The sequence below is a fragment of the Streptomyces sp. NPDC048352 genome (assembly GCF_040651895.1).
Lineage (GTDB): Bacteria > Actinomycetota > Actinomycetes > Streptomycetales > Streptomycetaceae > Streptomyces.
The window spans coordinates 140123-166874 of the sequence record NZ_JBEZKZ010000006.1 but is presented as its reverse complement, the minus strand read 5'-3'; the positions used below and the strand labels follow the sequence as shown (position 1 = coordinate 166874).

Sequence of the window (26752 nt, the reverse complement as noted above, 5' to 3'; positions counted from 1 at the left end):
GCCCGGCGGGCGCGGCGGGCGCCGCGGGCGCCGCGGGCGGGGGCGTCGCAGCCGGCGGGGGCGTCGCCGCCTTGCGCGGGGCGAACCAGCCGCCGGCCGGCTCCGCGGCGGGCGCGGGGGCGGACTCCGGCGCGGGCCTGCCCGGCGCGGGCCTGCCCGGCGCGGGGGCCGGGGCCGGTACCGCGGGGAGCGAGGGGGCCGACGCCGCGGGCCGTCCCGGCGCGGCGGGGCGCTCGGGCGCGCGCGGAGCGCCGCCCGGGGCCGGTCCGGCGGCGGCCGCGGACGCGTCCTGGCCGCCGTCCTTCACGGGCTTGCGCACCACCACGGGCGGGATCGGCCGGGACCCGGGGATGTTGATCCGGATCCGGGTCGTCAGGTGGGTCTCGGTCTTCGGCCCGTCGGTGTCGGGCGTGGACGGGTTCGAGGTCACAGGATTCTCCTCCGGGACGGTCGCGGCGCCGGGACCAGGCGGCATGGCCGTGGACGGATACCGGCCGTTTCCATACGGCGGCGTACCCGAGGGGTAGGCGGCTCCACCGTGCCCTTGGGGCCCGGGGGACGAACTGTCGGTTTCACGACTCAAGGCAGGTTCTCCCGGTTGGCTCCGCCGCCCGCGTGCCGTGCGCGGGCAGCTCGGCGGCCCGTCCACCATACTGGCCGTCGCCCGCGCGCAACTGTCGCCCAGGAATCCGAGGTTCCTCTTACGCTCCCGCGCGCCCCCTTCCGAGGGACCGTCAAACCCCCGCAACACCTCCCCGATCGGCGGGAGCGGGAGTTCAGCGGCCCGTCATCCGCGGGAATTCGAGGCCGAAACGGAACCTTGCGCGGGGCCGCGCATCGTGGCACAGATCACAGCGGCCGCACTTCCCCCCAAAAGGTATGCGTACATGCCCATTCCGGAGGAACCGAGCAGGAAGTCCCCTTCGGGACGGGGGAGGCTGAGGACGACGTAGGAGAGGAACCAGCCGCCCGCCCCGGCACCCACTCCGAGTCCCGTGCCGACGGCGATCCGGCCGGCGAGGAACAGCCCGCAGAGGGCCAGCAGCGCGAGCAGCAGCCCGCCCGGGAACCACAGGTCGACCACGAGCCAGCCGGCCGCACCGGTCAGCGCGCCCGCCACCAGCAGGCCGAGCAGGGCGGCGATCCGCCCGGGGGTCAGCGCGGTGGTCACACCCCCACCCCCGCGAAGAGGTCCCGCTCGCGCTCGCCGGCCGGGGCACCGGAGCGGCCGGCCGCCAACTCGTAGTACTCCCGGGCGAACAGGGGCTGGCCGAGGTCGTTGGAGAGGGCGAAGAAGGGTCCGTCGACCGCGATCTGGGTGGCGTGCGCCCGCATGGCGGCCGCCTTCGCCGCCGCCAGGACGCTCTCGCCGTCCTCGTCGCCGATCTCGGCGGTGATCCGCTCGTCGGGGACCACCCCCGGCACGTCGTCCGGGGCCGCGATGCCCGGGAAGGCGGCGCCCGCCGCGCGCAGCCGCTCGAAGCCCTCCTCGACCACCGAGGCGGGGACGCGGTTCCAGTAGACCTTGGCGATCGCGTGCGGGGCGCCGAGCTCGGGGCGGAACGCGGCCTCGGCGGCCAGTTCCGCGCCGCGCACGGCGACCCGGTGGGCCTGGATGTGGTCGGGGTGGCCGTAGCCGCCGTTCGGGTCGTAGGTGACCAGGACCTGCGGGCGCAGCTCGCGGATGACCTCCACGAGGTACCCGGCGGCCTCGTCCGGGTCGGCCGACCAGAAGGAGCCGGGGCGGGCGTTCTGCGGGGCGCCCATCATCCCGGAGTCCCGGAAGCGGCCCGCGCCGCCGAGGAAGCGGTGGTCGGTGACCCCCAGTTCCTTCATGGCGGCGGCGAGCTCGCCGGCCCGGAACGGGCCGAGGGTGTCGTCGCGGTCCGGCGCCAGGTGGGCCAGCTCCGGCGGGATGACCTCGCCCTCCTCGCCGAGGGTGCAGGTCACCAGCGCGACGTGGGCGCCCTCGGCCGCGTACTTGGCCATGGTGACGCCGTTGTTGATCGACTCGTCGTCCGGGTGCGCGTGCACGAGGAGCAGACGACGGGCGGGAAGACCGTTCATGGGGCCAGCCTACGAGCACGGCCTACAACTTGAGGCCACTGATCATGCTCGCCACGTTGGAGGTGAGCTGGCTGAGGGTGGGGGCCACCGTGGAACTCGCCAGGTAGAACCCGAGCAGTACGCAGACGAACGCGTGTCCCGCCTTCAGACCCGACTTCCGGACCAGAAGGAAGACGACGATCGCCAGCAGCACCACGGCCGAGATCGAGAGTGCCACGGCGTTTCACCTCCACGTCGAGCGGACATCGGTATGCGTACTCGTGCTCGGCGCATTCATACCCACCGTGCGCTACGGATCATAACTATCCGTACCAGCGCATCGATCGAATTCCGGCAGCACGCGGGGCGCATGCCGCGCACGGCCGGGGGCACGCGGAGGCCGGCCGGATGGGCCGCACGCCCCGCCGCACCCCCCGCCGGACGGCTGCCGGCCACCGCACGGCCGCACGCGGTTCAGCCCACCCGGCCCGGATCTCGGACAGAAACGGTCAAGTCGCCCCCCTGTCCCCCGTGTTGGGTCACCGGTGGAGCGGCCCGGGCCCGGTCTGCGGGGTGGCTGGAAATGATCGCCCGCGCGGCGTCGGGATCCGGCCGCCGCGGGCGCGCGCGGGCCGCGCACCGGCTCCTCCTCACACCGGCGGGGCGGGCGGCGGGGGGAGTTCGCCCGGGGGCGGCACCACCTGCTTCTCCGCCGCGAAGTGGCAGGCCGAGGGGTGGGCGGCCGGACCCGAGGGGAAGACCGCGGGCACGGCCAGCGGCGGGACCTCCGTCGCACAGCGGGTTTCGGCCTTCCAGCAGCGGGTGCGGAAGGGGCAGCCCGAGGGCGGGTTGGCCGGGGAGGGTACGTCGCCGGTGAGGATGATCCGCTCCCGGTGGACGCGGGCCCGCGGATCGGGCACGGGTACGGCGGAGAGCAGCGCCTGGGTGTACGGGTGGGTGGGGTGGTCGTAGATCTCGGTGTCGGTGCCGATCTCGACGACGCGGCCCAGGTACATCACCCCGACCCGGTCGGAGATGTGCCGCACGATCGACAGGTCGTGCGCGATGAACACGTACGAGAGGCCGAACTCGTCCTGGAGCCGCTCCAGCAGGTTGACCACCTGCGCCTGCACGGAGACGTCGAGCGCGGAGACCGGCTCGTCCGCCACGATGACCTCCGGTCGCAGGGCGAGGCCGCGGGCGATGCCGATGCGCTGGCGCTGGCCGCCGGAGAACTGGTGCGGGTAGCGGTTGACGTACTCCGGGTTGAGGCCGACCACGTCCAGGAGCTCCTGGACCTTGCGGCGCCGGTCGCCCTTGGGAGCCACCTCGGGGTGGATCTCGTACGGCTCGCCGATGATGTCGCCGACCGTCATGCGCGGGTTCAGCGAGGTGTACGGGTCCTGGAACACCATCTGGATGTTGCGGCGCACCGCCTTCAGGGCGCGGCCCGACAGCTTGGTGATGTCCTCGCCCTTGTACGAGATCGCGCCGGCGGTGGGGCGTTCCAGGTTGACCAGCATCCGGGCGACGGTGGACTTCCCGCAGCCGGACTCGCCGACGATGCCCAGGGTCTCCCCCGGGGCGAGGGAGAAGGAGACCCCGTCGACGGCCTTGACCGCGCCGATCTGCCTCTTGAAGAGGATGCCCTGCGTCAGCGGGTAGTGCTTGACGAGGCCGCGGACCTCCAGGATGGGCTCAGCCACCGAGGCACTCCTTCCAGAAGAAGCAGGCACTGGCGCGGTCGGGGGCGACCTCGGCCAGCGGCGGCACCTCGGCCCGGCACACCGGCCGGGCCATCGGGCAGCGCGGGTTGAAGGCGCAGCCGGGCGGAATGGCCAGCAGGTTCGGCGGCAGGCCCTTGATGGCGTAGAGCTCCTGGCCCTTCTGGTCCAGGCGGGGGATGGAGTCGAGCAGGCCGCGGGTGTACGGGTGGGCCGGGGCCCTGTAGATCTCGTGGACGGGGGCCGCCTCGACGATCCGTCCCGCGTACATGACCGCGATCTTGTCGGCGACGTCGGCGACCACGCCGAGGTCGTGGGTGATCAGGATGAGGCCCATGTCGAGTTCGCGCTGGAGCTCGGCGAGCAGGTCCATGACCTGGGCCTGGACGGTGACGTCGAGGGCGGTGGTGGGCTCGTCAGCGATGATCAGGGAGGGTTCCAGGGCCAGCGCCATGGCGATCATGATGCGCTGGCGCATGCCGCCGGAGAACTGGTGCGGGTAGTCCCCCACCCGCTGGCGCGCCGCCGGGATCCTCACCCGGTCCATCAGCTCCACGGCCTTGGCCCTGGCGTCCTTGCGGGACATGCCGCGGTGGACCTCGAACATCTCGCCGAGCTGGGCGCCCACGCTGAGCACGGGGTTGAGGGAGGACAGGGCGTCCTGGAAGATCATCGCCATGTCGGCGCCGCGGATCCTCCGGCGTTCCTCCTCCTTCGTCTTCAGGAGGTCCCTGCCCTTGAGGAGGATCTCGCCGCCGGTGATCCGGCCCGGCGGCATGTCGAGGATCCCCATCACGGCCTGGGCCGTCACCGACTTGCCGGAGCCGGACTCGCCCAGCACGGCGAGGGTCTCGCCCTGGTCGACCGAGTAGTCCACTCCGTTCACGGCCTTGGCGACCCCGTCGCGGGTGGTGAACTCCACGTGCAGGTCGCGCACTTCGAGCAGCATCGGGCGGTCCCCTCCTCAGCGCAGCTTGGGGTCGAGGGCGTCGCGCACCGCGTCGCCGAGCATGATGAAGGCGAGCACGGTCAGGCTCAGGGCGCCCGCCGGCCAGAGCAGCATGTGCGGGGCGTTGCGGATCTGGGAGGCGGCGTTGGAGATGTCGATGCCCCAGGAGACGGTGGGCGGGCGCAGGCCCACGCCGAGGAAGGACAGGGTGGCCTCCAGGGCGATGTAGGTGCCCAGCGCGATGGTGGCGACGACGATGACGGGGGCGACGGCGTTGGGGGCCACGTGGCGCAGCAGCATGCGGCCGTTGCCGGCGCCGAGGGCCCGGGCGGCCTGGACGTAGTCGTTCTGTTTGGCGGTGATCACCGAGCCGCGGGCGATGCGGGCGAGCTGCGGCCAGCCGAGCAGCACGATGAAGCCGACGACGGGCCACACGGTGCTGCTGGTGACCACGGACAGGAAGACCAGGCCGCCGAGGACGACGGGGATGCCGAAGAAGATGTCGGCGACCCGGGAGAGCAGCGCGTCGCCCCAGCCGCCGAAGAACCCGGCGAGCCCGCCGAGTACGGAGCCCAGCAGGGCGGCGCCGACGGTGGCGCAGACGCCGACGGTGATGGAGGCGCGGGCCCCGTAGACGGTGCGGGTGTAGACGTCGCAGCCCTGGGTGTCGTACCCGAAGGGGTGTCCCGGGGCGGAGTTCTGCTGCGATTTGGACAGGTCGCACTGGAGGGGGTCGCCGCCGGCGATGAGCTGGGGCCAGATGGCGATGACGACGAGGAAGAGGATGAGCAGCGCGGAGACGATGAAGACGGGGTTGCGGCGCAGCTGGTGCCAGGCGTCGGACCACAGCGAGCGGGCCTTCTCCCGCGGGGCGGCCGGACCGGGCGGCTGGGCGGTGCCTTCCACGCTTTCGGCCTCCTGGAGGGCCAGGTCCATGGCCCCGCCCTGGCCGGTGGGCGACATCGCCTCGCGGGGGCGCGGGCCCACGGGGTCGTAGCCGCCGGGGCCTTCGGGGCGCTCGGGCTCAGGCATAACGGATCCTCGGGTCCAGGACCGCGTAGAGCAGGTCGACGAGCAGGTTCGCCACCAGGAAGACGATGACGAGGATGGTGACGAACCCGACCACGGTGGGCGAGTTGTTGCGCAGGATGCCCTGGTAGAGCTGGTAGCCGACGCCGTGGATGTTGAAGATCCGCTCCGTGACGATGGCGCCGCCCATGAGGGCGCCGATGTCGGTGCCGATGAAGGTGACCACCGGGATCAGGGAGTTGCGCAGCAGGTGGCGGGTGATGACCCGGCGGCGCGGCAGGCCCTTGGCGACCGCGGTGCGGACGTAGTCGGCCTTGACGTTCTCGGCGATGGAGGTCCGCGAGAGCCGGGTGACGTACGCGAGGGACACCAGGGCCAGGACGATGCCGGGCAGGACCAGCTGTCCGAGGGGGGCGTCCGGGGAGACGGTGGGGCGCACCCAGCCCCATCTGACGCCGAAGACGAACTGGAGCAGGTAGCCGGTGACGAAGGTGGGCACCGAGATGACGACGAGGGTGAGCACCAGCAGGGTGGTGTCGACGGCCTTGCCGCGGCGCAGGCCGCTGACCACGCCGAGGGTGATGCCGGCGAGGACCTCGATGACGATGGCGACCAGGGTCAGGCGCAGGGTGACGGGGAAGGCGGAGGCCATCAGCTCGGTGACCGGCTGGCCGTTGAAGGCCGTGCCGAAGTCGCCCCGGAAGATCTGCCCCATGTAGTGGACGTACTGCTGCCACAGGGGGCGGTCGAGGTAGAGGTCCCGGCGGATGCGGGCGGCGGTGGCGGGGTCGGGGGCCTTGTCGCCGAAGAGGGCCGCGACCGGGTCGCCGAGCGCGTACACCATGATGAAGATCAGGAAGGTGCTGCCGATGAACACGGGGATCATCTGGAGCAGCCGCCGGATCACGTAACGTCCCATGACTGCTCCAGGGTCGATCCGTGGGAGTGGTCAGCTGACCTTGATCTCGTTGTAGACCGGGACGCTGAACTGGTTCAGGGCGACGTCGGAGATCCGCTCGGAGTGCCCGGCGCTTCCGTTCTGGTACCAGAGGGGGATGGAGGGCATCTGCTCGGCGAGGATCTCCTCGGCGTCCTGGAAGGAGGCGGTGGCCTTGGCGGCGTCGGTCTCCTGGTTGGCCTGGTCGATCAGCTTGTCGAAGTCCGGGCTGCTGAACTTGCCGTAGTTGGAGGAGGCTCCGGTGTAGTACAGCGGCTGGAGGAAGTTCTGGATCAGCGGGTAGTCGGCCTGCCAGCCCGAGCGGAAGGGGCCGGTGAGCTTGAAGGCGCTCTGCTGGTTGCGGAAGTCCGCGAAGGTGCCGACGGGGTTGACCGTGCAGACGGGTCCCTCGCCGAGGGCGTTGTTGACGCTGTTGCAGACGGCGTCCATCCAGTCGCGGTGCGAGCCGGTGTCCACGTTCGAGGTGAGGGTCATCTTGCCGCCGGGCAGGCCGCCGGCCTCCTGGATCAGCTTCTTCGCCTCGGCGGGGTTGTAGGCGCAGGCGTCGCCGCAGAGGGTGGACTTGAAGCCGCCCTTGTCGCCGAGGGCCGGGGACGTCCAGTCCTTGGCGGGGGTGCGGGTCTCGCGGAAGATCTGCTGGGTGATCTCGTCCCGGTTGATCGCCATCGAGATGCCGCGGCGGACCTTCTCCATGCCCTCCTTGCCCCACTGGGGGTCGTACAGCGGGAAGGTGAGGGTCTGGATGATGAGGGCCGGCTGGTTGATGTAGCGGTCGCCGAGGTCGTCCTTGACGTTCTTCAGCTGCTGGGCCGGGACGTCGTCGACGAGGTCGAGGTTGCCGGAGATCAGGTCGGTGTAGGCGGTGTTGTTGTCGGTGTAGACCTTGAGGTCCACGCCGCCGTTCTGCGCCTTGTCGGGGCCGGGGTAGCCGTCCCACGTGCGCAGCTTCATGCCGGTGCCCTTGGTGTACGAGTCCACCGTGTAGGGGCCGTTGCCGACGGGCTTGTCGAGCCAGGCGGAGTGGTCGGTGAAGAAGGCCTTGGGGAGGGGGGAGAAGGCCTGGTAGCCGAGGGTCTCGGGCCAGGTGGAGAACTTGGCCTTCAGGGCGACGGTGAAGGTCTTGGCGTCCTTGACGACGAGGCCGGACATCGTCTTGGCCTTGGGTTCGCCGTTCGCCGGGTGCAGGTCGGCGTAGCCGACGATGTCGGAGAAGAAGGGCGCGTTGTTCTGCTTGTTGCGCACGTCCGCCGCGTAGTTCCAGGCGTCCACGAAGGACTGGGCGGTGACCGGCTCGTCGTTGCTGAACTTCCAGCCGTCCTTCAGGGTGATGGTGAAGTTCTGGCCGTCGGTGGTCTCGATCTTCTCGGCGACCATGTTGGTGGCCTCGCCGGTCTTCGCGTCGTAGCGCTTGAGGCCCCGGAAGAGCATGTCGAGGACCTTGCCGCCCTGCACCTCGTTGGTGTTGGCGGGCTCCAGCGGGTTCTGCGGGTCACCCCAGGAGGAGCTGACGATCCCGTCCGCGCCACCGCCCCCGCCGCTGTCGCTTCCGCCGCCGCAGGCCGTCGCCGCGAGGGCGACGGCCACCGCACATGCGGCCCACTTGGCGTGGGTGGCTCCGCGCATGGAGTGCCTCCTATGGCTCCCAAGACTCACTTAGGGGCAATGTCACCCTATGTGGGATGCCGTGCACTCATGGTTGGACCGATTGCACCCTCGCGTCCCCCGCCTGTCACCCCTGCGAGTGCAACGGGAGCTCCCAGGTGTCGACCGCGTAGTGCAGGCCCATGCCGTGCGCCTCGTACAGGGCCAGGGCGCCGCTCTCGTTGAGGGTGTCCACTCCGAGGCCCAGGGTGTCACGGCCGCGGCCGGCGTACACGGCGAAGGCGTGGCGCAGCAGGTGGCCGCCGACGCCCCTGCCGCGCAGGTCGGCGCGCACCCCGAGGTGGCTGATCCAGCCCATGCTGGTGCGGTCGTCGCGGCTGAACAGCACGGCCGCGTCGCCCTCGCCGGGCAGGCTCGCGATCCACACCAGCGACCAGTCGAGGGAGCGGCCGTCGACGTGGTCCAGCCAGGCCTCGTACGGCCGCTCGACGTGCCCGAAGTGGGCGGCGAAGGTCTCCTCCACCAGGGCGTGGGCGCGGCGCCGGTCGGCCTCGTCGGCGGCGCAGTCGCGCAGGGCGAGGCCCCGGGGCGGCGCGGGGGGCAGGTCGACGGGGCCCAGGCGCCTGGTCATCACCTGGTAGCGGCGCACGCTGCGGTAGCGGCGGCCGGTGAGGAGGGTGAGGTTCAAGGTGGGCTCGACGTTGAGCTGGATCCGGAGCCGGGCGCCGGGGCCGGTGCCGACGGCCATCCTGCGGGCCCGCTCCTCCATCCGGTGGAGCAGTGCCAGGGCGGCCCGGTCGTGGCCGGGCAGTACGTAGTGGTCACCGTCGATCCGGCCGGGTCCGGAGTCGGCCCAGACCAGGGCGTAGGCGACGAGCCGGCCGCCCTGGAAGGCGAGCCAGGAGTCGGTGGCCAGGTCCACGTCGGGGTTCTTCAGGTCGGCCTCGACGGTGCCCAGGTCGGTCTCGGGCCTGCCGATCTCGATGACGTCCACGGCGTTGAGCAGTGCGCAGATGTCTCGGGCGTCCCCGGGCCCGGCGGGCCGGACGGTCAGCGTGTCGGTCATCCGCCCACTGTCGGCGGCGGCGCGCCGCGGCCGCAACCGGCTTTTCCGTACGCGCACGCGCCGGGGCGCCCGGTCCGGAGGTGTTCCGGTCCGGGCGCCCCGGTGTTGCTGCGCCGTGCGGGGGTCAGACGCCCAGGACGGCCTTCTCCTCGGCGAAGTGGCAGGCCGACTCGTGCGCGGCCGGGGTGTCGACGCCCTGGAAGCGCGTCGGGATCGCCAGCAGCGGCTCCTCCGTGGCGCACTTCTCCTCGGCCTTCCAGCAGCGGGTGCGGAAGCGGCAGCCCGAGGGCGGGTTGGCCGGGGAGGGGACGTCACCGGTGAGGATGATCCGCTCGCGGCCCTCGCGGGCCTCCGGGTCCGGCACCGGGACGGCCGACAGCAGCGCCTGCGTGTACGGGTGGGTCGGGTGGTCGTAGATCTCGGCGTCGGTGCCGATCTCCGCCATCTTGCCCAGGTACATGACGCCGACGCGGTCGGAGATGTGCCGGACGATCGACAGGTCGTGCGCGATGAAGACGTAGGACAGGTTGAACTCGTCCTGGAGCTTCTCCATCAGGTTGATGACCTGGGCCTGCACCGACACGTCGAGCGCGGAGACCGGCTCGTCGCAGATGATGATCTCCGGGTTGAGCGCGAGGCCGCGGGCGATGCCGATGCGCTGGCGCTGGCCGCCGGAGAACTGGTGCGGGTAGCGGTTGATGTACTCCGGGTTCAGGCCCACGACGTCCAGGAGCTCCTGGACCTTGCGGCGCCGGTCGCCCTTGGGAGCCACCTCGGGGTGGATCTCGTACGGCTCGCCGATGATGTCGCCGACCGTCATGCGGGGGTTCAGCGAGGTGTACGGGTCCTGGAACACCATCTGGATGTTGCGGCGGACGGCCTTCAGGGCCGCGCCGGACAGCTTGGTGATGTCCTGGCCCTTGTAGAAGACCTCGCCGGCGGTGGCCTTCTCCAGGCTCATCAGCAGCTTGGCGACGGTGGACTTGCCACAGCCGGACTCGCCGACGATGCCGAGGGTCTCACCGGCGTACAGGTCGAACGAGACGCCGTCGACGGCCTTGACCGCCCCGACCTGCTTCTTGAACAGGATTCCCTGGGTCAGCGGGAAGTGCTTGACCAGGTTGCGCACCTGGAGGATCGGCTCGCCCTTGGGCTTGGTGAGCTCAGCCATGGATCTGCTCCTTCCAGAAGTGGCACGCGCTGCCGCGGCCGGGCATCTGCGTGCCGTCCTGCTCGGTCACCTGGTGCAGGACCGGAACGTCGGTACGGCAGATGTCCTGGGCCTTGGGGCAGCGCGGGTTGAAGGCGCAGCCCGGGGGGATGTTGAGCAGGTTGGGCGGCAGGCCCTTGATCGCGTAGAGCTCCTGGCCCTTCTGGTCCAGGCGCGGGATCGAGTCGAGCAGGCCGCGGGTGTACGGGTGCGCCGGGCGGCTGTAGATCTCGTGGACCGGGGCGTTCTCGACGATCCGGCCGCCGTACATGACGGCGATCTTGTCCGCGACGTCGGCGACGACGCCGAGGTCGTGGGTGATCAGGATCAGGCCCATGTTCATCTCGCGCTGGAGCTCCGCGAGCAGGTCCATGACCTGGGCCTGGACCGTCACGTCGAGGGCCGTGGTCGGCTCGTCGGCGATGATCAGGTCCGGCTCCAGGGCCATCGCCATGGCGATCATGATGCGCTGGCGCATACCGCCGGAGAACTGGTGGGGGTAGTCCCCCACGCGCGCCTTGGCGGCGGGGATCTTCACCCGGTCCATCAGCTCGACGGCCTTGGCGGTGGCGTCCTTCTTGGACATGCCGCGGTGCACGCGGAACATCTCGCCCAGCTGGGCGCCGACGGTGTGCACCGGGTTCAGCGAGGACAGCGCGTCCTGGAAGATCATGGCGATCTTCTGGCCGCGGACCTTGCGGAACTCCTCGGCCGGGAGCTTCAGCAGGTCCTGGCCCTGGAAGAGGATCTCACCGGAGGGGATCCTGCCGGGCGGCATGTCCAGGATGCCCATGATGGCCTGGGCCGTCACGGACTTGCCGGAGCCGGACTCGCCGAGCACGGCGAGGGTCTCGCCGGCGTCGACGGAGTACGAGACGCCGTTGACGGCCTTGGCGACGCCGTCACGGGTGTGGAACTCGACGTGCAGGTCGCGCACTTCGAGCAGCGGGGTCCCCTCCGGCGCCGAGCGCGGCGCGGGGACGTTCGAGGTCTTGTCGATGGTGGTCAACGTACGCCCTTCCTCAGCGCAGCTTCGGGTCGAGGGCGTCGCGTACCGCGTCGCCGACCATGATGAATGCGAGCACGGTGATGCTCAGCGCGATCGACGGGAACAGCAGCACGTGCGGTGCCTGGAGCCAGCGGACGGAGGCGTCGCTGACCATCAGGCCCCAGGAGATCTGCGGGGGCTGCACGCCGATGCCGAGGTACGACAGGGCGGCCTCCGCCGAGATGTACACACCCAGGCTGATCGCGCCGACCACGATGACGGGGGCGACGGCGTTCGGCAGGATGTGGCGGATCGTGATGCGCAGGGTGCCGGCACCGAGGGCGCGGGCGGCGACCACGTAGTCGTTGTTCTTGTTCTGCAGCACCGAGGACCGCATGATGCGGAAGATCTGCGGCCAGCCGAGGATCGCGAGCACCAGCGAGACCGTCCAGGCGTTGCCCGGCAGGGCCGACATGATCAGCATGCCGCCGAGGAGCAGCGGGATCGCGAAGAAGATCTCGGTGAAGCGGGACAGGAAGCTGTCGACGATGCCGCCGACCCAGCCGGCGATCAGGCCGAGGGCGCCGCCGACGAGCAGGACCAGCGTGGTGGTGACGACGCCGACGATCACGGAGTTGCGGGCGGCCCACACCGTACGGGTGTAGACGTCGCAGCCCTGGATGTCGAAGCCGAACCAGTGCGCGGAGCTGGGGGTCTTGAGCGAGTCCTCCAGCTTGCAGGCGCCCGAGTCGAAGGGGCTGCCGTCGGTGAACAGCTGCGGCACCGCGGCGACGATCAGCAGGAACACGACGAGCACGGCGCCGATGATGAAGATCGGGTTGCGGCGCAGGTCCTGGAGGGCGTCGGACCAGAGGCTGGCCTCGCGGTCCTTCTTCTTCTTGACCTCGGGCGCCTTGGCGCCGGCGGAGGTGGCGCCGGCGGTCTGGGTGTCGGTCATCGAGTCCTCCACCGTCTTCGTGTCACGCATAGCGGATCCTCGGGTCGAGCACGGCGTACAGCAGGTCCACCAGGAGGTTGGCGACGAGGTAGATGAGGACCAGGAGGGTCACACCTCCCACGACGACGGCACCCTGCTTCAGGTACACGGACTGGGCGAGCAGGCCGCCGAGACCGTGGATGTTGAAGATGCGCTCGGTGATGACGGCACCGCCCATGAGGGCGCCGAGGTCGGCGCCGAGGAAGGTGACGATCGGGATCAGCGCGTTGCGCAGCGCGTGGTTGACCACGACGCGGCGGCGGGGCAGGCCCTTGGCGGTGGCGGTGCGGACGTAGTCGGCCCGCATCGTCTCCATGAGGCTGGTACGGGTCAGTCGGGCCACGTACGCCAGGGAGGTGGAGGCGAGGACCCACGCCGGGAGGAGGTAGGCGCGGAATCCGTCGTTCTCGTTGAAGGAGACGGAGAAGAGCTCGATGCCCCAGTTGTTCTTCAGCTGTACGCCGAGGGTCAGCTGCAGGACGAAACCGGTCACGAAGACGGGGATCGAGATGACCATCAGGGTGGAGATGAGGACCAGCTGGTCGAGGAACTTGCCGCGGCGCAGGGCGGCCATGATGCCGGCCGCGACGCCGACGACGGCCTCGATGACGAAGGAGAAGATCGCGAGGTTCACCGTGTACGGGAAGGCCTCGCCGATCAGGTCGGCGACCTTGCGCCCGGTGAGGGTCTCGCCGAGGTCGCCCTGGAAGACGCCGGTGATGTAGTTCCAGTACTGCAGCAGGAACGGGTCGTCCAGGTGGTACTTCTCGCGCAGCATCGACGCGACGAGCGGGTCTGCCTTCTTCTCGCCGGCGAGCAGCTGAATCGGGTCAGCGCCGGGCATCGCGAAGGTCAGCAGGTAGATCAGGAACGTGGCACCGATCAGAACAGGGATCGCCTGTATGAGTCGGCGGATGAGGTAGCGGCCCATCAGACCTCCAGCAAAGAACAGGGGGAAAGGCGGGCAGACGGAAACCTGATTCCGTCTGCCCGCCCCCGAAGCCCCTAAGTGACGAGGGGTGTTAGTTGCGCTCGACGTTCGCCAGGTCCATGCGGCCCTGGGCGTCGACCTCGACGTTCTTCACGGACTTGGAGTAGGCCGAAGAAGACATGTACGTGAACACCGGGATGTACGGAAGGTCCTTGATGATGATGTCATCGGCCTTCTGGTACAGCTTCAGGCCCTCGGCGGGGTCGGTCGCCTTGTCGGCGTCCGCCATGACCTTCTCGAACTCGTCGTTCTTGTAGTGGCCGTAGTTGGAGCCCTGCTCGATCGCCTGCTTCGAGAAGATCGGGCGCAGGTAGTTCTCCGCCGCCGGGTAGTCCATGGACCACGCCATGCGGAAGCCGCCCTTGTACTTCGCCGCGCCCAGGTCGTCCAGCATGTCGCCGAACTTGGCGTACGGCTTGGCGGTGACCTCGATGCCGAGGTTCGTCTTCAGCTGGTTGGCGACGGCCTCGATCCACTCCTTGTGGCCGCCGTCGGCGTTGTAGCCGAGCTCCATCTTGTTGCCGGGGACACCGCCGGCCTTCTCGAAGAGCTCCTTGGCCTTGGTCGGGTTGTACTGGCCGACCTCGCCCAGCGCGCCCTTGCGGTAGCCCGGGATGATGGGGCTGATGAAGTCGTCGGCCGGCTTGCGGGTGCCGTTGAAGATGGTCTTCGTGATGGCTTCCCGGTCGATGGCCATGGAGAGGGCCTGGCGGATCTCCACCTTGCCGAAGGCCTCGGGGTTGGTCTCCAGCGGGAGGCCGATGTAGCCGACGCCCGACTCGGGCTTGTACAGGTAGCGGTCGCCGAACTCCTGCGAGACCGAGGCCATCGCGGAGACGGGGAGCTTGTCGACGATCTGGATGTTGTCGGCGCGCAGGTCGTTGTACGCCGTGTCCAGGTTGTCGTAGATCTTGAAGGTGACGCCGGCCAGCTTCGCGCGGCCCTCGGCCGGGTATTTGTCGAAGCGCTTGACCTTGATCTGCTTGTTGTGCTCCCAGTTGCCGTCCATCTGGAAGGGGCCGTTGCCGATCGGCTGCTCGCCGAACTTCTTGGCGCCCTGCGTCTCGAAGGCCTTCGGCAGCGGGTAGAAGGCGTTGTAGCCCAGCATGGTCTTGAACTGGGAGAAGGGCTCCTTCAGCGTGACGGTGAAGGTCTTCTCGTCAACGACCTTGAGGCCCTTGAGCTCCTTCGCCGTGGGCTTCTTGTCCTTGCCCGGGGCGAGCTCGTCGGAGCCCTCGATCTTGGAGAAGAACGGCATGCCCTCGGCGGCGTTCTCCTGGTTGGCGCCCCAGTTCCAGGCGCGGACGAAGGACTGGGCGTCGACCTTCTCACCGTTGTGGAAGGTGAAGCCGTCCTTGACCTTGATGGTCCAGGTCTTCGAGTCCGTCGTCTCGATGGACTCGGCGACGTCGAGCTTCGGCTCGTTGGTCTTGTTGTCGTACTTGACCAGGCCGGCGAAGAGCGCGTTGAGGACCTCGGCGCCTTCGGACTCGGCCGTGTTCTGGCCCACCAGGCCGTGCTGCGGCTCGCCGAGCACAACGGTGATGTTGCCGCCCTTGCCACCGGCGTCGTTGCTACCGGTGCTGCAAGCCGTCGCGGCCATGGCCACGATGACGGCACCCGCGACCCACTTGGCGCTCGTTGCTCCGCGCATGGGTATTTGCCTCCTCAGGAGTCACTGTCGATTCGTGAAGGACCCGGTTCGCGCTGACACCCCTGACAGCGGGATCCGGTCCCATCGGTGTGTGCTCGTGAGTCGACGCTCCCCACAGCGTGTGACCCATTGACCCGAGCTCAATGGAGCCATCCTCAGGGACTGCCAGGCCGTAAACCACACTTAAGTGGTCTCGTTTTCACAACATCACCGCATGGCGAAAACCCGAAATCCGGACAAACAGATAGGAGACAGACACGTGCGAAACGGACGGTTGACTCATCATCCGGTGCGTCACGGCCGGTATGCGGACACCAGAACGCAACAATCCGTTTGACAAATGCGAACGGCCCCTCCCCGCACCGGTCCGGTGCGGAGAGGGGCCGTCGTCAGTCGAACGGTTCAAGCCAGAGCCGCACTCGCGTGCGACTCGCGTCCTACTTGGCCGACTTGGCGCGCGACGCGGTGCGCGAGCGCTCCTTCTGGTCCAGGACGACCTTGCGGATGCGCACGGCCTCCGGGGTCACCTCGACGCACTCGTCGTCGCGGCAGAACTCCAGGGACTGCTCCAGGGAGAGCTTGCGCGGCGGGATCACGTTCTCCGTGTTGTCCGCGGAAGCCGCACGCATGTTGGTGAGCTTCTTCTCCTTGGTGATGTTCACGTCCATGTCGTCGGAGCGCGAGTTCTCACCGACGATCATGCCCTCGTACACCTCGGTGCCGGGCTCGGTGAACAGGACACCGCGCTCCTGGAGGTTGATCATGGCGAACGGGGTGACCGCACCGGCGCGGTCGGCGACCAGCGAACCGTTGTTGCGGGTGACCAGCGGGCCGAACCACGGCTCGTGGCCCTCGTGGATCGAGTGGGCGATGCCCGTACCGCGGGTGTTGGTCAGGAACTCCGTGCGGAAGCCGATGAGGCCGCGCGACGGGACGACGAACTCCATGCGGACCCAGCCGGAGCCGTGGTTCGACATGTTGTCCATGCGGCCCTTGCGGACGCCCATGAGCTGCGTGACGGCGCCCATGTGCTCCTCGGGCACGTCGATGGTCATGCGCTCGACCGGCTCGTGGACCTTGCCGTCGATCTCCTGCGTGACCACCTGCGGCTTGCCGATGGTCAGCTCGAAGCCCTCGCGGCGCATCTGCTCGACCAGGATGGCCAGCGCGAGCTCACCACGGCCCTGGACCTCCCAGGCGTCCGGGCGCTCGGTGTCCAGGACGCGGAGCGAGACGTTGCCGATGAGCTCGCGGTCCAGACGGTCCTTGACCTGGCGGGCGGTGACCTTGCGGTCCTTGACCGCGGACTTGGCGTCCGCGCCCTTGCCGGTGCCGCCGCGGCCGACCATCGGGGAGGTGTTCGTACCGATGGTCATGGAGATCGCCGGCTCGTCCACCGAGATCAGCGGCAGGGCGATCGGGTTCTCCGGGTCGGCCAGGGTCTCGCCGATCATGATGTCCGGGATACCGGCGACGGCGCAGATGTCGCCCGGGCCCGCCACCTCGGCCGGCTTGCGGGTGAGCGCCTCGGTCATCATCAGCTCGGTGATGCGGACGTTGGAGATGGAGCCGTCACGCTTGATCCACGCGACCGTCTGGCCCTTGCGCAGCTCGCCCTGCTCGACGCGCAAAAGCGCGATGCGGCCGAGGAAGTTGTCGGCGTCCAGGTTGGTGACGTGGGCCTGGAGGGGGGCCTCGTCGTCGTAGACCGGGGCGGGGACGTGCTCCAGGATGGTGGAGAAGAACGGCTCCAGGCTGTCGCTGTCCGCGGGGACGGTGCCGTCCTCCGGCTTGGTCAGCGAGGCGACGCCGTCACGGCCGCAGGCGTAGACGATCGGGAACTCGATCTGGTCCTCGTCCGCGTCCAGGTCCAGGAAGAGGTCGTACGTCTCGTTGACGACCTCGTCGATCCGGGAGTCCGGGCGGTCCGTCTTGTTGATGCAGAGGATGACCGGCATCTTCGCCTGCAGGGCCTTGCGCAGCACGAAGCGGGTCTGGGGCAGCGGACCCTCGGAGGCGTCCACCAGCAGGACGACGGCGTCCACCATCGACAGACCGCGCTCGACCTCACCACCGAAGTCGGCGTGGCCGGGGGTGTCGATGATGTTGATCGTGATCGGGGCCCCGCCGTCCTTGGGGTGGTACTTCACCGCCGTGTTCTTGGCGAGGATCGTGATGCCCTTCTCACGCTCCAGGTCGTTCGAGTCCATCATGCGGTCGTCGAGCTGCTGGTGGGCGGCGAAGGCACCGGCCTGCTTGAGCATGGCATCGACGATGGTCGTCTTGCCATGGTCGACGTGGGCGACGATGGCGACGTTACGGATGTCGTGGCGCGTGGGCACTTCGGCGCTTCTCCCGGGATCGTGGATGGCGTCGCGTACGGTCCGGCACGCGCGCCTCGACCGGGCGGAAAACCTGCCACGGCCTTACCCCATCGTACGTCGATTGGCGGGAACCGGCTGCCGGGGGGTCTGTCAAGGGGCCGGAGGGCTGAGGAACGCCGGGTGTGGGGTGGGGGTTCCCGGCGGGCGCCGCGGCCTGTGTCCGTGCTGTGTTCGTGCTGTGTTCGTGCGGGTCAATGGGTAGGCACGACCTTGCCCGCCGGGGGATCCGGCGGGCAAGGAACTTGAGTCACTTCTGAGCTTGCCGGTCGCGGGTCAACCCGACAGGCCCCGTTTTTTCATCACTTCTTCTCCCCCGCTCCTCCTGCCCGGCTACTTCTTCTCCTTCTTGGCGTCCTTGTCCTGGGGAGGCTTCTTCCACCCGATGTCCTGGTAGCGGGGCACCCCGAGCCCGAAGGCCCCGGCGTTGGCCAGGTTCGGCTTGACGGCGACCAGCTCGGGCCGCTGGTAGAGCGGGATGGAGCCGGCCGCGGCCCAGATCCGGGCGTCCGCCTTGCGCATCAGCTCGCGGGCCTGCTCCTCGTCCAGCTCGCCGGCCGCCTGGTCGAAGAGCTGGTCGATGTGGTCGGTGCCGACCCGGGTGTAGTTCTGCTCGACCAGGAGCGAGCCGTCGGCGGCCGGCTCCGGCTTGGCGAAGATGGGCCGGGCGTCGGTGGCCGGGAAGGCCGTCGCGGGCCAGGAGTAGAGGGCCAGGTCGTACTGGCCCGAGGCGATGTGGTCCTTGAAGAAGCTCTCGTCCGCGACCTTGGTGATCTGGGTGCCGATGCCGACCTTCTGGAGCATCTGGGAGATCCGCTCGCCGACCGTGCGCAGGGCCTCCGAGCCGGGGCCCGCCGGGAGGACGAAGCGCAGGCTGAGGGCCTTGCCGTCCTTGGCGAGCATCGTCCCCGAGGTGCGGACGGCCTGCTTGGCCGGGGCGGGGGTCGGGCTGGCCACCGCGTCCTTGGCGTCGTCCTCCGCGGCGGGGGCCTTGGCGTCGTCGGCCGCTGCGGGGGCGGCGGAGGCGGCCGCGGCCGCTTCCAGGGCCTGCGCCTGGCCCAGCAGTACCTGCTCCTGCTGGGCGGCGAAGGAGGCCGGCTCCGCCTCGAAGCCGCGCGCCGGCCCCTGCGGCAGGACGCGCAGCCCCGCGGCGGGGGCGCCGGGCAGCCCGGGCCGGGCCGCCGCCCCGCGCACGCCGAGGTCGCCGGCCGCCGCGCGCAGGTCGCCGTTGCGCCCGTCGTCCTGGCCCACGATGTAGAGGCCGTCGTTGCCGGTGCCGGGGCCCTGCGGGGTCTTGGAGTCGTCCCGCGTGCTCTCGGGCCCCGCCTTCGCCCCGGCCGGCTCGGTGATCTTGCCGCCCCTGCGCCAGCCGGCGTCCGCCAGCAGGGCCTGCGCCGCCTGCGTGTCCTGGCCGCCGAGGGCCTCGCTGTTGTCCGCGTACGCCTGCTGCCCGGCCAGCGCCAGGTGGCTGCCGACCGGCTTCGCGGGCAGGCCCAGCGGTCCCAGGACGATCTGCGCCAGCGTCTTGCGGTCCAGGGCGCGGGCCACCGCCCGGCGGACCCGCTCGTCCGACAGCGGGCCGGAGGCGCCGTTCATGGCGAGCTGGGTGTAGGCGGGCTCCAGCGACTTGCGGACCGTGAAGCCGCGCAGGGCCGCCTGCTCCTCGGCGTACTTCCTGGCGGCCTCGGCGTTCTTCTGGCGGTTCTCCTGCTCCTCCCTGGCCTTGGTCTCGTCCGCGCCGTGGGCCAGCGCCCAGGAAAGGGTGGCCTGCGCGACGGTGAGCGAGGCGTCCGGCCCGTGGGTGCCGTCCACGCGCCCGGCGTCCCGGTGGGCGAGGGCGATGCGGTCGGCGCCCGAGCGGTCGATCTCGGCCAGGTCGACCTTCCCGGCGGCGAGCGCCGCCGGGCGGCCCGACCGGGGCACCGCCGTCAGCACGAGCGTGTCCAGCTTGGCCGGCCGGCCCCACCAGCGCGGGTTGCGGGACAGGGCCGCGGTGCCGGTCTTCTTGTCGATGGTCCCGAGGCCGAACGGCCCGGCCGTGACCTTGAGGGCGCCGCGGGCGCCCTCGTTGAAGGCCTCGGGGGTGCCCATGACCTGCTTGGGGTAGAGCGGGCTGAACAGGGACCGCCAGTCGGAGTACGGCCGGCCGAAGGTGACCTTGACCTCCAGGTCGGTCTTGCCGCGCTCGATCTTCTCGATCCGGTCGTAGCCGGCGTTGCGCGCGGTCCAGAACGCCGAGTCCTTGCCGTTCAGGGCGCGCCACTGGGCGACGAAGTCGGCGGCGCCGATCTCGCGCCCGTCGCTCCACACCGCCTGCTGGTTCAGCTTGTACAGGACGACCTGCTTGGGCTCGCGCTCGACGACCTCGGCCTTCTCCAGGTAGTCGGGATCGGCCACCGGCCGGCCCTTGGCGTCGAGCGTGAACAGCTGGGGCAGGACCGCGCCCGCGATCCGGGTGGTGGTGGCGTCCGCATCGGCCTGGAAGGTGTTCAGGGTCTGCGGCATGGAGTCCACGGCCCAGCGCAGCACGCCGCCGTCGGCGACCTGCTCGCGGACGGTCGCCGCGACGTCCGGTCCCGCGACGGCCGGGCCGCCCTCCTCCTCACCCGCCCCGCAGCCCGCGAGGAGCGGCAGTGCAAGGACTCCCGAGGCGAGGAGCGCCAAGGACCTGCGCTTTCTCTGGGTCATGGGTGGTACCTCCGGGGCGGGGCGTGAGGACTGCGAAACAGGGTTCTTGATCACGTTCGGCGGTATATGGAGCTGATCACACTGGTGCCGCAACCCACTGAAATCGACCGCCGCCCCCGTCCTTCGGAGCGGCCCCTCGCCACGCCGCGAACCCCACCCGTGCGGACCAATCCGGCTTGCGCCCCGGGCTCCGGCCCCCGCCCCGGTCGGCCGCCGGGACGCGCGCCCAGGCGAGCGTTCCCTCGTTCGAGGGATGAAGAGGGGGCAGGGAGGGGCGCACGGTTTGCGCCTGCGCGCCCGGAATCGCTGCACGTCCCTTCACAACCGGGGACGGGAGGCGCGACACTCGCAGGCGCCCGTGAGCGTTGCCACCGCACCCTGCGGAAGTGAGGGCACGTCATGTCCCTGCAAGATGATCTGACCGCCGTACGACGCAATCTCAACGAGCTGGTCCGCTCGGTGGAGCAGCTGGAGAAGGACGTCGCCCGGCAGTCCGCCGCCGGCTCCAGGCCGCCGGACACCTCCCGGATGGTCACCATCCCGGACACCCCGTACGACAGCGCGCTGTGGACGGACACCGACGACGAGGGCCTCGGCGCCCGCGACCGCCGCGCCCCCTAGAGGCCCGCCCGCCGTCCGCGTCCACACCGCACAGCACAGCACAGCACAGCACCCCCATCTGGCCCGGCCGCTCCGGCGGCCGGGCCTCCTGGGCCACCCCTCACCACTCCACCCGGAGTTCCCTTTGGCCACAGGCACGGAACCACCCCAGCAGCGGCCCGGCGGGGTCCACGGCCCCTCGCGGGCCGCGATCGCGGCCCGGCACCTGCGGACCGACCGGTGGTGGCTGTCGCCCGCCGGCACCGCGGCCGGGCTGCTCGCCTTCATCGCGTACTCGACCTGGCGCGCCTTCGCCGACGACCACTACTACGCGGCCCCGTACGTCTCCCCGTTCTACTCCCCCTGTCTGGCGGAGAACTGCCGGGAGATGCGCGGCGGCCCCAACCTCGACCTGTTCGGCAGCTGGTGGGGCCTGTCCCCCGCGCTGCTGATCCTGATCTTCCCGCTCGGCTTCCGGCTGACCTGCTACTACTACCGCAAGGCCTACTACCGGGGCTTCTGGGCCTCGCCGCCCGCCTGCGCCGTCGCCGAGCCGCACGCGTCGTACACGGGTGAGACCCGCTTCCCGCTGGTCCTGCAGAACCTGCACCGGTACTTCTTCTACGCGGCCGTGCCCGTCGCGGGCGTCCTCACGTACGACACGGTGCTGACCTTCCGCGACGAGCACTACGCGTGGGGCCACATGGGGCTCGGCACCCTCGTCTTCCTCGCCAACATCGTGTTGATCTGGGCCTACACCCTGTCCTGCCACTCCTGCCGGCACATCATGGGCGGCCGCCTCAAGCACTTCTCGCGGCATCCGGTGCGCTACCGCCTGTGGGGCTGGGTCAGCCGGCTCAACGCCCGCCACATGCAGCTCGCGTGGGCCTCGCTGATCAGCGTGGCCCTGTGCGACTTCTACGTGTACCTGCTGGCCAGCGGCACCATCACCGACCCGAGGATCTTCTGAGATGGCTCAAGTGGAACGGCAGCAGTGGGACGTGGTCGTGGTCGGCGCGGGCGGTGCCGGGCTGCGGGCCGCGATCGAGGCCCGCGAGCGGGGCGCCCGTACGGCGGTGATCTGCAAGTCCCTCTTCGGCAAGGCCCACACGGTGATGGCCGAGGGCGGGATCGCCGCCTCCATGGGCAACGTCAACGAGGGCGACAACTGGCAGGTGCACTTCCGCGACACCATGCGCGGCGGCAAGTTCCTCAACCAGTGGCGGATGGCCGAACTGCACGCCAAGGAGGCCCCGGACCGGGTGTGGGAGCTGGAGACCTGGGGCGCGCTCTTCGACCGCACGCCCGACGGGCGGATCTCCCAGCGCAACTTCGGCGGGCACGAGTACCCGCGCCTCGCCCACGTCGGCGACCGGACCGGCCTGGAGCTGATCCGCACCCTCCAGCAGAAGATCGTCCAGCTCCAGCAGGAGGACTTCGAGGAGCACGGGGACCACGAGGCGCGCCTCAAGGTCTTCCAGGAGTGCACGGTGACGCGCGTGTTGAAGGATCGCGGCCTCACGGACGGCGAGAGGGTCTCGGGCACCTTCTGCTACGAGCGCGAGTCCGGCCGCTTCTTCGTCCTGGAGGCCCCGGCGGTGGTGCTGGCCACGGGCGGGATCGGCAAGTCCTTCAAGACCACCTCCAACTCCTGGGAGTACACCGGCGACGGCCACGCGCTGGCCCTGCTCGCCGGCGCGCCCCTGCTGAACATGGAGTTCGTGCAGTTCCACCCGACCGGCATGGTCTGGCCGCCCTCGGTGAAGGGGATCCTCGTCACCGAATCGGTGCGCGGCGACGGCGGGGTGCTGCGCAACTCCGACGGCAAGCGGTTCATGTTCGACTACGTCCCGGACGTCTTCAAGGAGAAGTACGCCGAGTCCGAGGAGGAGGGCGACCGCTGGTACGAGGACCCGGACCACAACCGGCGCCCGCCCGAACTGCTCCCCCGCGACGAGGTGGCGCGGGCCATCAACTCCGAGGTGAAGGCCGGCCGCGGCTCCCCGCACGGCGGGGTCTTCCTCGACGTGTCCACCCGGATGCCGGCCGAGAAGATCAGGCGCCGGCTGCCCTCCATGTACCACCAGTTCAAGGAGCTGGCGGACGTGGACATCACCGCCGAGCCGATGGAGGTCGGCCCGACCTGCCACTACGTGATGGGCGGGATCGCGGTCGACTCCGACACCGCCGCCACCGTGGGCGTACCGGGGCTGTTCGCCGCCGGTGAGGTCGCGGGCGGCATGCACGGCTCGAACCGGCTCGGCGGCAACTCCCTGTCCGACCTGCTGGTCTTCGGCCGGCGGGCCGGGCTGCACGCGGCGCGGTACGCCGCCGGGACCGCGGGACGGCCCGCGGTCTCCCAGGCCGCGATCGACGCGGCGGCGGCGGAGGCGCTGGCCCCCTTCCACGCGGACGAGGGCGCGGAGAACCCGTACACCCTCCACCAGGAGCTCCAGACGGCGATGAACGACCTGGTCGGCATCATCCGCCGGGAGGCCGAGATGGCCGAGGCCCTGGAGCGGCTGGCGGCCCTGCGCGTACGGGCGGCCCGGGCCGGGGTCGAGGGGCACCGGCAGTTCAACCCGGGCTGGCACCTGGCGCTGGACCTGCGCAACATGCTGCTGGTCAGCGAGTGCGTGGCCCGTGCCGCGCTGGAGCGCACCGAGAGCCGGGGCGGGCACACCCGCGAGGACTGCCCGGCGATGGAGCGGCAGTGGCGGGCGGTGAACCTGCTGTGCCGGCCCGTGGAGCCGGCCCCCGCCGATCCCGCGGCGCCCCGGATCGCGCTCCAGCGGGTGCGTACCGAACCGGTCCGCCCCGACCTGCTCGCGCTCTTCGAGAAGGAAGAGCTGGCCAAGTACCTCGCCGAAGAGGAGCTGTACGGGTGACCACATACGACGCACGCTTCCGGGTCTGGCGGGGCGACGCGGAGGGCGGGGAGCTGCGGGACTTCACCGTCGAGGTGCACGACGGCGAGGTGGTCCTGGACATCGTGCACCGGCTCCAGGCGACCCAGGCGTCCGACCTCGCGGTCCGCTGGAACTGCAAGGCGGGCAAGTGCGGCTCGTGCAGCGCGGAGATCAACGGCCGGCCCCGGCTGCTGTGCATGACGCGGATGTCGGTCTTCAGCCGCGAGGAGACCGTCACGATCACCCCGCTGCGGGCCTTCCCGGTGGTCCGGGACCTGGTGACGGACGTGTCCTTCAACTACGCCAAGGCGCGGGAGGTGCCGGCGTTCGTCCCGCCCCCGGGCGTCGCGGCGGGCGAGTACCGGATGCAGCAGGTGGACGTGGAACGCTCGCAGGAGTTCCGCAAGTGCATCGAGTGCTTCCTGTGCCAGGACACCTGCCACGTGGTGCGCGACCACGAGGAGAACAAGGCCGCCTTCGCGGGCCCCCGCTTCCTGATGCGGGTCGCGGAGCTGGACATGCACCCGCTGGACGCGGCCGCCGCCTCGGGCCTGGACCGCAAACGCACCGCCCAGGAGGAGCACGGGCTGGGCTACTGCAACATCACCAAGTGCTGTACGGAGGTCTGCCCGGAAGGCATCAAGATCACCGACAACGCCCTGATCCCGCTGAAGGAGCGGGCCGTGGACCGCACGTTCGACCCCCTGGTGTGGCTGGGGAACAAGATCCGGCGCCGTTCGGACGACGGCACGGCCTGAGCCGTCCCCATGGCGGCGGGGAGGCGGGGCGCTCCGGATGCGGGGGGAGGTACCGGCCCATAACCTCCCCCATGTGACCTCGCCGAGCAGCAGGACGCGGACCGGCACCGTCTGCGGGAGAGCCGTACGGGCCGGGCTCGCCGTCGCCGCCGCGCTGCTCGCACTCGGCGGGCCGGCGGCGGCGCCGGCCCGCGCCGAGGATCCCGTCACCCTGGCGCAGCAGGGCCAGGTCACCGACCGCGTCGGCGCCCTCGGCTCCCGCGCCCCCGCCGTGACGGCCGCCCTCGACCGGCTCTACGCCGACCGCCGGATCCAGCTCTTCGTCACCTACGTGCACGACTTCTCCGACCGCTCCCCGCAGAGCTGGGCCGACGCCACCGCCCAGAAGAACGGCCTGGGCCGGGACGACGTCCTCCTCGCCGTCGCGACCCGCGCCCGCCAGTACGCCTATTCGGCCGACGTGGACTCCGGTTTCACCGAGGAGCAGCTCGCCGCCGTCGCCCGTACGGCCATCGAGCCCGCCCTGCGCGAGAACGACTGGGCCGGCGCCGCGATCGGCGCGGCGGACGGCTACGACGCCGTCCTCGGCGGCCGGCCCGTCCCCGTCCCCGCCCTCACCCCCGGCCTGCCCGACCCCGGGGGCGGCCGGACCGGCGGCCGGGGCGGGGCCGGCGACTTCGTGGTGCCGGTGGCCGCCGTCGGCGCCGCCGGGGCGCTCGGCGTGTACGCGTACCGCCGCCGCAGGCGCGGCGCCGGCGGGGGTGCCGGGAGGGGCACCCGCACCAGCCACATCGGCTGGGACGGCGCCCGCGCCGTGCCCGCCCCGCTGCCGGAGCTCGACGCCACGGCGAAGGCCCTGCTCGTGGCCACCGACGACGCCGTCCGCACCAGCAGGGAGGAACTCGGCTTCGCCACGGCCCAGTTCGGCGACGAGGCGGTCGGGCCCTTCACCGAGGCGGTGGCGTACGCCGAGGACGAGCTGACGCACGCCTTCCGGCTGCGCCAGCAGCTGGACGACGCCGAGCCGGAGGACGACGCCACCCGGCGCCGGATGCTGGACGAGATCGTGGCCCGCTGCACGGAGGCGAACCGGCGCCTCGACGCCCGGTCGGCGGAGTTCGACCGGCTGCGGGACCTGGAGAAGAACGCCCCGCAGGCCGTTGCCACCGTCGAGGCACACTTCCGCGCGCTGACGGGGCGTACGGCGGCCGCCGGGGCGACCCTGGCCGCGCTGACGCGCCGGTACGCGGACTCCGCGTCCGCCCCGGTGGCCTCCCACCCCGCCCGGGCCGAGGACCGGCTGCTGTTCGCGTCGACCGCCCTCGGCGGGGCGCGGGCCGCGCTCGCCGCCGGGGACAACGGCCGGGCGGCCGTGCACGTACGGGCCGCCGAGGGCGCGGTGGACCAGGCGGCGACCCTCCTCGACGCGGTCGAGCGGCGGGCGCGGGAGCTGGAGGAGGCGGCCGGGAAGCTGCCGGGCGCCCTCACCGAGACGGAGGCGGACCTCGCCGACGCGCGCGGCCTGCTCAGCGGCAGCGCCGAGGGCTCCGCGACGGGGGACCTGCGCGGCCGCGTCGGCCGGGCGGAGTCCGTACTGGCCGGCGTGCGCGCGGAGCGGGAGGCCGGCCGGTACGACCCGATCGACGCGCTGCGCCGGGTCGAGGAGGCGGACGCGGCCCTCGACGAGGCCCTGGCGGGGGCCCGGGAGCAGGAGTCGGGCCGGCGGCGCGCGGCGGCGCTGCTGGAGCCGGCCCTGCTGTCGGCCCGCAGCGCGATCGGCGCCGCGTCGGACTACGTCACCACCAGCCGGGGCGCGGTCGGCAGCCCGGCCCGGACCCGGCTCGCGGAGGCGCAGCGGCACCTGGAGCGGTCGGGGGCGCTGTCCGGCCAGGACCCGGCGGGGGCGCTGGCGGAGGCGCAGCAGGCGGACTCCCTGGCCCGGCAGGCGCAGCAGCTGGCGGAGCAGGACGTGGCGGCGTACCGGAACCCGTACGCGGGCCGGCGCGCGGGCGGCGGCCGGGGCGGGGCGGTCCTGGGCGGGATCATCCTCGGCGGGATCCTCCGCGGCGGCGGCCGGGGCGGCTTCGGCACGGGCTTCGGAGGCGGGGGCGGCTTCGGCGGCGGAGGCGGCGGGCCCGGCTCGTACGGCGGCGGCGGCACCCGCGGCCGCATGGGCGGCGGAGGCCGCTTCTGATCCGGCAG

At 71.1% G+C, this 26752-nt stretch carries 21 protein-coding genes and 1 pseudogene; 5 read left to right on the top strand and 17 right to left on the bottom strand.

Annotated elements, in window-relative coordinates; genetic code table 11:
- The 17 genes and pseudogenes from AB0D45_RS05940 to AB0D45_RS05860 form a co-directional block, all read right to left on the bottom strand.
- Nucleotides 1–430, bottom strand: a pseudogene (locus AB0D45_RS05940) (hypothetical protein); the annotation flags it as partial.
- A 357-nt stretch (nucleotides 431–787) separates the two neighbouring features.
- Nucleotides 788–1171: a DUF6113 family protein gene (locus AB0D45_RS05935; RefSeq protein WP_361598307.1), complete on the bottom strand. Its 384-nt coding sequence runs from the start codon at nucleotides 1169–1171 to the stop codon at nucleotides 788–790.
- Nucleotides 1168–2067 carry an N-acetyl-1-D-myo-inositol-2-amino-2-deoxy-alpha-D-glucopyranoside deacetylase gene (mshB, locus tag AB0D45_RS05930; RefSeq protein WP_362455443.1) on the bottom strand — a complete coding sequence of 300 codons (900 nt, stop codon included), beginning with the start codon at nucleotides 2065–2067 and terminating at the stop codon, nucleotides 1168–1170. Before mshB ends, AB0D45_RS05935 begins: the two co-directional genes overlap by 4 nt.
- Nucleotides 2068–2089: 22 nt before the next feature.
- Nucleotides 2090–2284, bottom strand: coding sequence for a hypothetical protein (locus AB0D45_RS05925; protein ID WP_007266329.1), 195 nt, complete (start codon nucleotides 2282–2284; stop codon nucleotides 2090–2092).
- 412 nt (nucleotides 2285–2696) lie between these two features.
- Nucleotides 2697–3752: a dipeptide ABC transporter ATP-binding protein gene (locus tag AB0D45_RS05920; protein ID WP_362455442.1), complete on the bottom strand. Its 1056-nt coding sequence runs from the start codon at nucleotides 3750–3752 to the stop codon at nucleotides 2697–2699.
- A complete protein-coding gene (locus tag AB0D45_RS05915; protein WP_362455441.1) occupies nucleotides 3745–4719 on the bottom strand; it encodes an ABC transporter ATP-binding protein in 975 nt (324 codons plus the stop codon). The genes AB0D45_RS05920 and AB0D45_RS05915 overlap by 8 nt, the downstream gene beginning before the upstream one ends.
- Before the next feature lie 15 nt (nucleotides 4720–4734).
- On the bottom strand, nucleotides 4735–5751 hold the full coding sequence (locus AB0D45_RS05910; protein WP_361598319.1) for an ABC transporter permease: 1017 nt from the start codon (nucleotides 5749–5751) through the stop codon (nucleotides 4735–4737).
- Nucleotides 5744–6667 carry an ABC transporter permease gene (locus tag AB0D45_RS05905; RefSeq protein ID WP_362455440.1) on the bottom strand — a complete coding sequence of 308 codons (924 nt, stop codon included), beginning with the start codon at nucleotides 6665–6667 and terminating at the stop codon, nucleotides 5744–5746. The genes AB0D45_RS05910 and AB0D45_RS05905 overlap by 8 nt, the downstream gene beginning before the upstream one ends.
- A 30-nt stretch (nucleotides 6668–6697) precedes the next feature.
- Nucleotides 6698–8329, bottom strand: a complete 1632-nt coding sequence (locus tag AB0D45_RS05900; protein ID WP_362455439.1) for an ABC transporter substrate-binding protein — start codon at nucleotides 8327–8329, stop codon at nucleotides 6698–6700.
- A 106-nt stretch (nucleotides 8330–8435) separates the two neighbouring features.
- Entirely contained in the window at nucleotides 8436–9374 is a 939-nt protein-coding gene (locus tag AB0D45_RS05895; protein ID WP_362455438.1) for a GNAT family N-acetyltransferase, read from the bottom strand.
- A gap of 124 nt (nucleotides 9375–9498) precedes the next feature.
- Nucleotides 9499–10545, bottom strand: a complete 1047-nt coding sequence (locus AB0D45_RS05890; protein ID WP_362455437.1) for a dipeptide ABC transporter ATP-binding protein — start codon at nucleotides 10543–10545, stop codon at nucleotides 9499–9501.
- A complete protein-coding gene (locus AB0D45_RS05885; RefSeq protein WP_361598334.1) occupies nucleotides 10538–11593 on the bottom strand; it encodes an ABC transporter ATP-binding protein in 1056 nt (351 codons plus the stop codon). The genes AB0D45_RS05890 and AB0D45_RS05885 overlap by 8 nt, the downstream gene beginning before the upstream one ends.
- Nucleotides 11594–11606: 13 nt before the next feature.
- Entirely contained in the window at nucleotides 11607–12560 is a 954-nt protein-coding gene (locus AB0D45_RS05880) for an ABC transporter permease (RefSeq protein ID WP_361598337.1), read from the bottom strand.
- Nucleotides 12553–13500 (bottom strand): ABC transporter permease, encoded by a 948-nt coding sequence (locus AB0D45_RS05875; protein WP_361598340.1) that lies wholly within the window; start codon nucleotides 13498–13500, stop codon nucleotides 12553–12555. The genes AB0D45_RS05880 and AB0D45_RS05875 overlap by 8 nt, the downstream gene beginning before the upstream one ends.
- A 91-nt stretch (nucleotides 13501–13591) precedes the next feature.
- The gene (locus tag AB0D45_RS05870; protein WP_362455436.1) at nucleotides 13592–15214 is read right to left on the bottom strand and encodes an ABC transporter substrate-binding protein; all 1623 of its coding nucleotides are present in this window, start codon (nucleotides 15212–15214) and stop codon (nucleotides 13592–13594) included.
- A 437-nt stretch (nucleotides 15215–15651) separates the two neighbouring features.
- The gene (gene typA / locus AB0D45_RS05865; protein WP_361598346.1) at nucleotides 15652–17556 is read right to left on the bottom strand and encodes a translational GTPase TypA; all 1905 of its coding nucleotides are present in this window, start codon (nucleotides 17554–17556) and stop codon (nucleotides 15652–15654) included.
- 372 nt (nucleotides 17557–17928) lie between these two features.
- On the bottom strand, nucleotides 17929–20283 hold the full coding sequence (locus tag AB0D45_RS05860; protein WP_362455435.1) for an ABC transporter family substrate-binding protein: 2355 nt from the start codon (nucleotides 20281–20283) through the stop codon (nucleotides 17929–17931).
- Nucleotides 20284–20682: 399 nt separating this feature from the next.
- Between AB0D45_RS05860 and AB0D45_RS05855 the strand changes: the two genes are divergently transcribed.
- The 5 genes from AB0D45_RS05855 to AB0D45_RS05835 all read left to right on the top strand — a co-directional run bounded on the left by AB0D45_RS05855 (nucleotide 20683) and on the right by AB0D45_RS05835 (nucleotide 26744).
- Nucleotides 20683–20904: a hypothetical protein gene (locus tag AB0D45_RS05855; RefSeq protein ID WP_362455434.1), complete on the top strand. Its 222-nt coding sequence runs from the start codon at nucleotides 20683–20685 to the stop codon at nucleotides 20902–20904.
- 124 nt (nucleotides 20905–21028) lie between these two features.
- Nucleotides 21029–21853 (top strand): hypothetical protein, encoded by an 825-nt coding sequence (locus AB0D45_RS05850; protein ID WP_362455433.1) that lies wholly within the window; start codon nucleotides 21029–21031, stop codon nucleotides 21851–21853.
- A 1-nt stretch (nucleotide 21854) separates the two neighbouring features.
- The gene (locus AB0D45_RS05845; RefSeq protein ID WP_362455432.1) at nucleotides 21855–23771 is read left to right on the top strand and encodes a fumarate reductase/succinate dehydrogenase flavoprotein subunit; all 1917 of its coding nucleotides are present in this window, start codon (nucleotides 21855–21857) and stop codon (nucleotides 23769–23771) included.
- A complete protein-coding gene (locus tag AB0D45_RS05840; RefSeq protein WP_361598361.1) occupies nucleotides 23768–24550 on the top strand; it encodes a succinate dehydrogenase/fumarate reductase iron-sulfur subunit in 783 nt (260 codons plus the stop codon). Before AB0D45_RS05845 ends, AB0D45_RS05840 begins: the two co-directional genes overlap by 4 nt.
- 73 nt (nucleotides 24551–24623) lie before the next feature.
- Complete coding sequence (locus AB0D45_RS05835) at nucleotides 24624–26744, top strand: TPM domain-containing protein (protein WP_362455431.1); 2121 nt, start codon at nucleotides 24624–24626, stop codon at nucleotides 26742–26744.
- The last annotated feature ends 8 nt before the right edge of the window (nucleotides 26745–26752 follow it).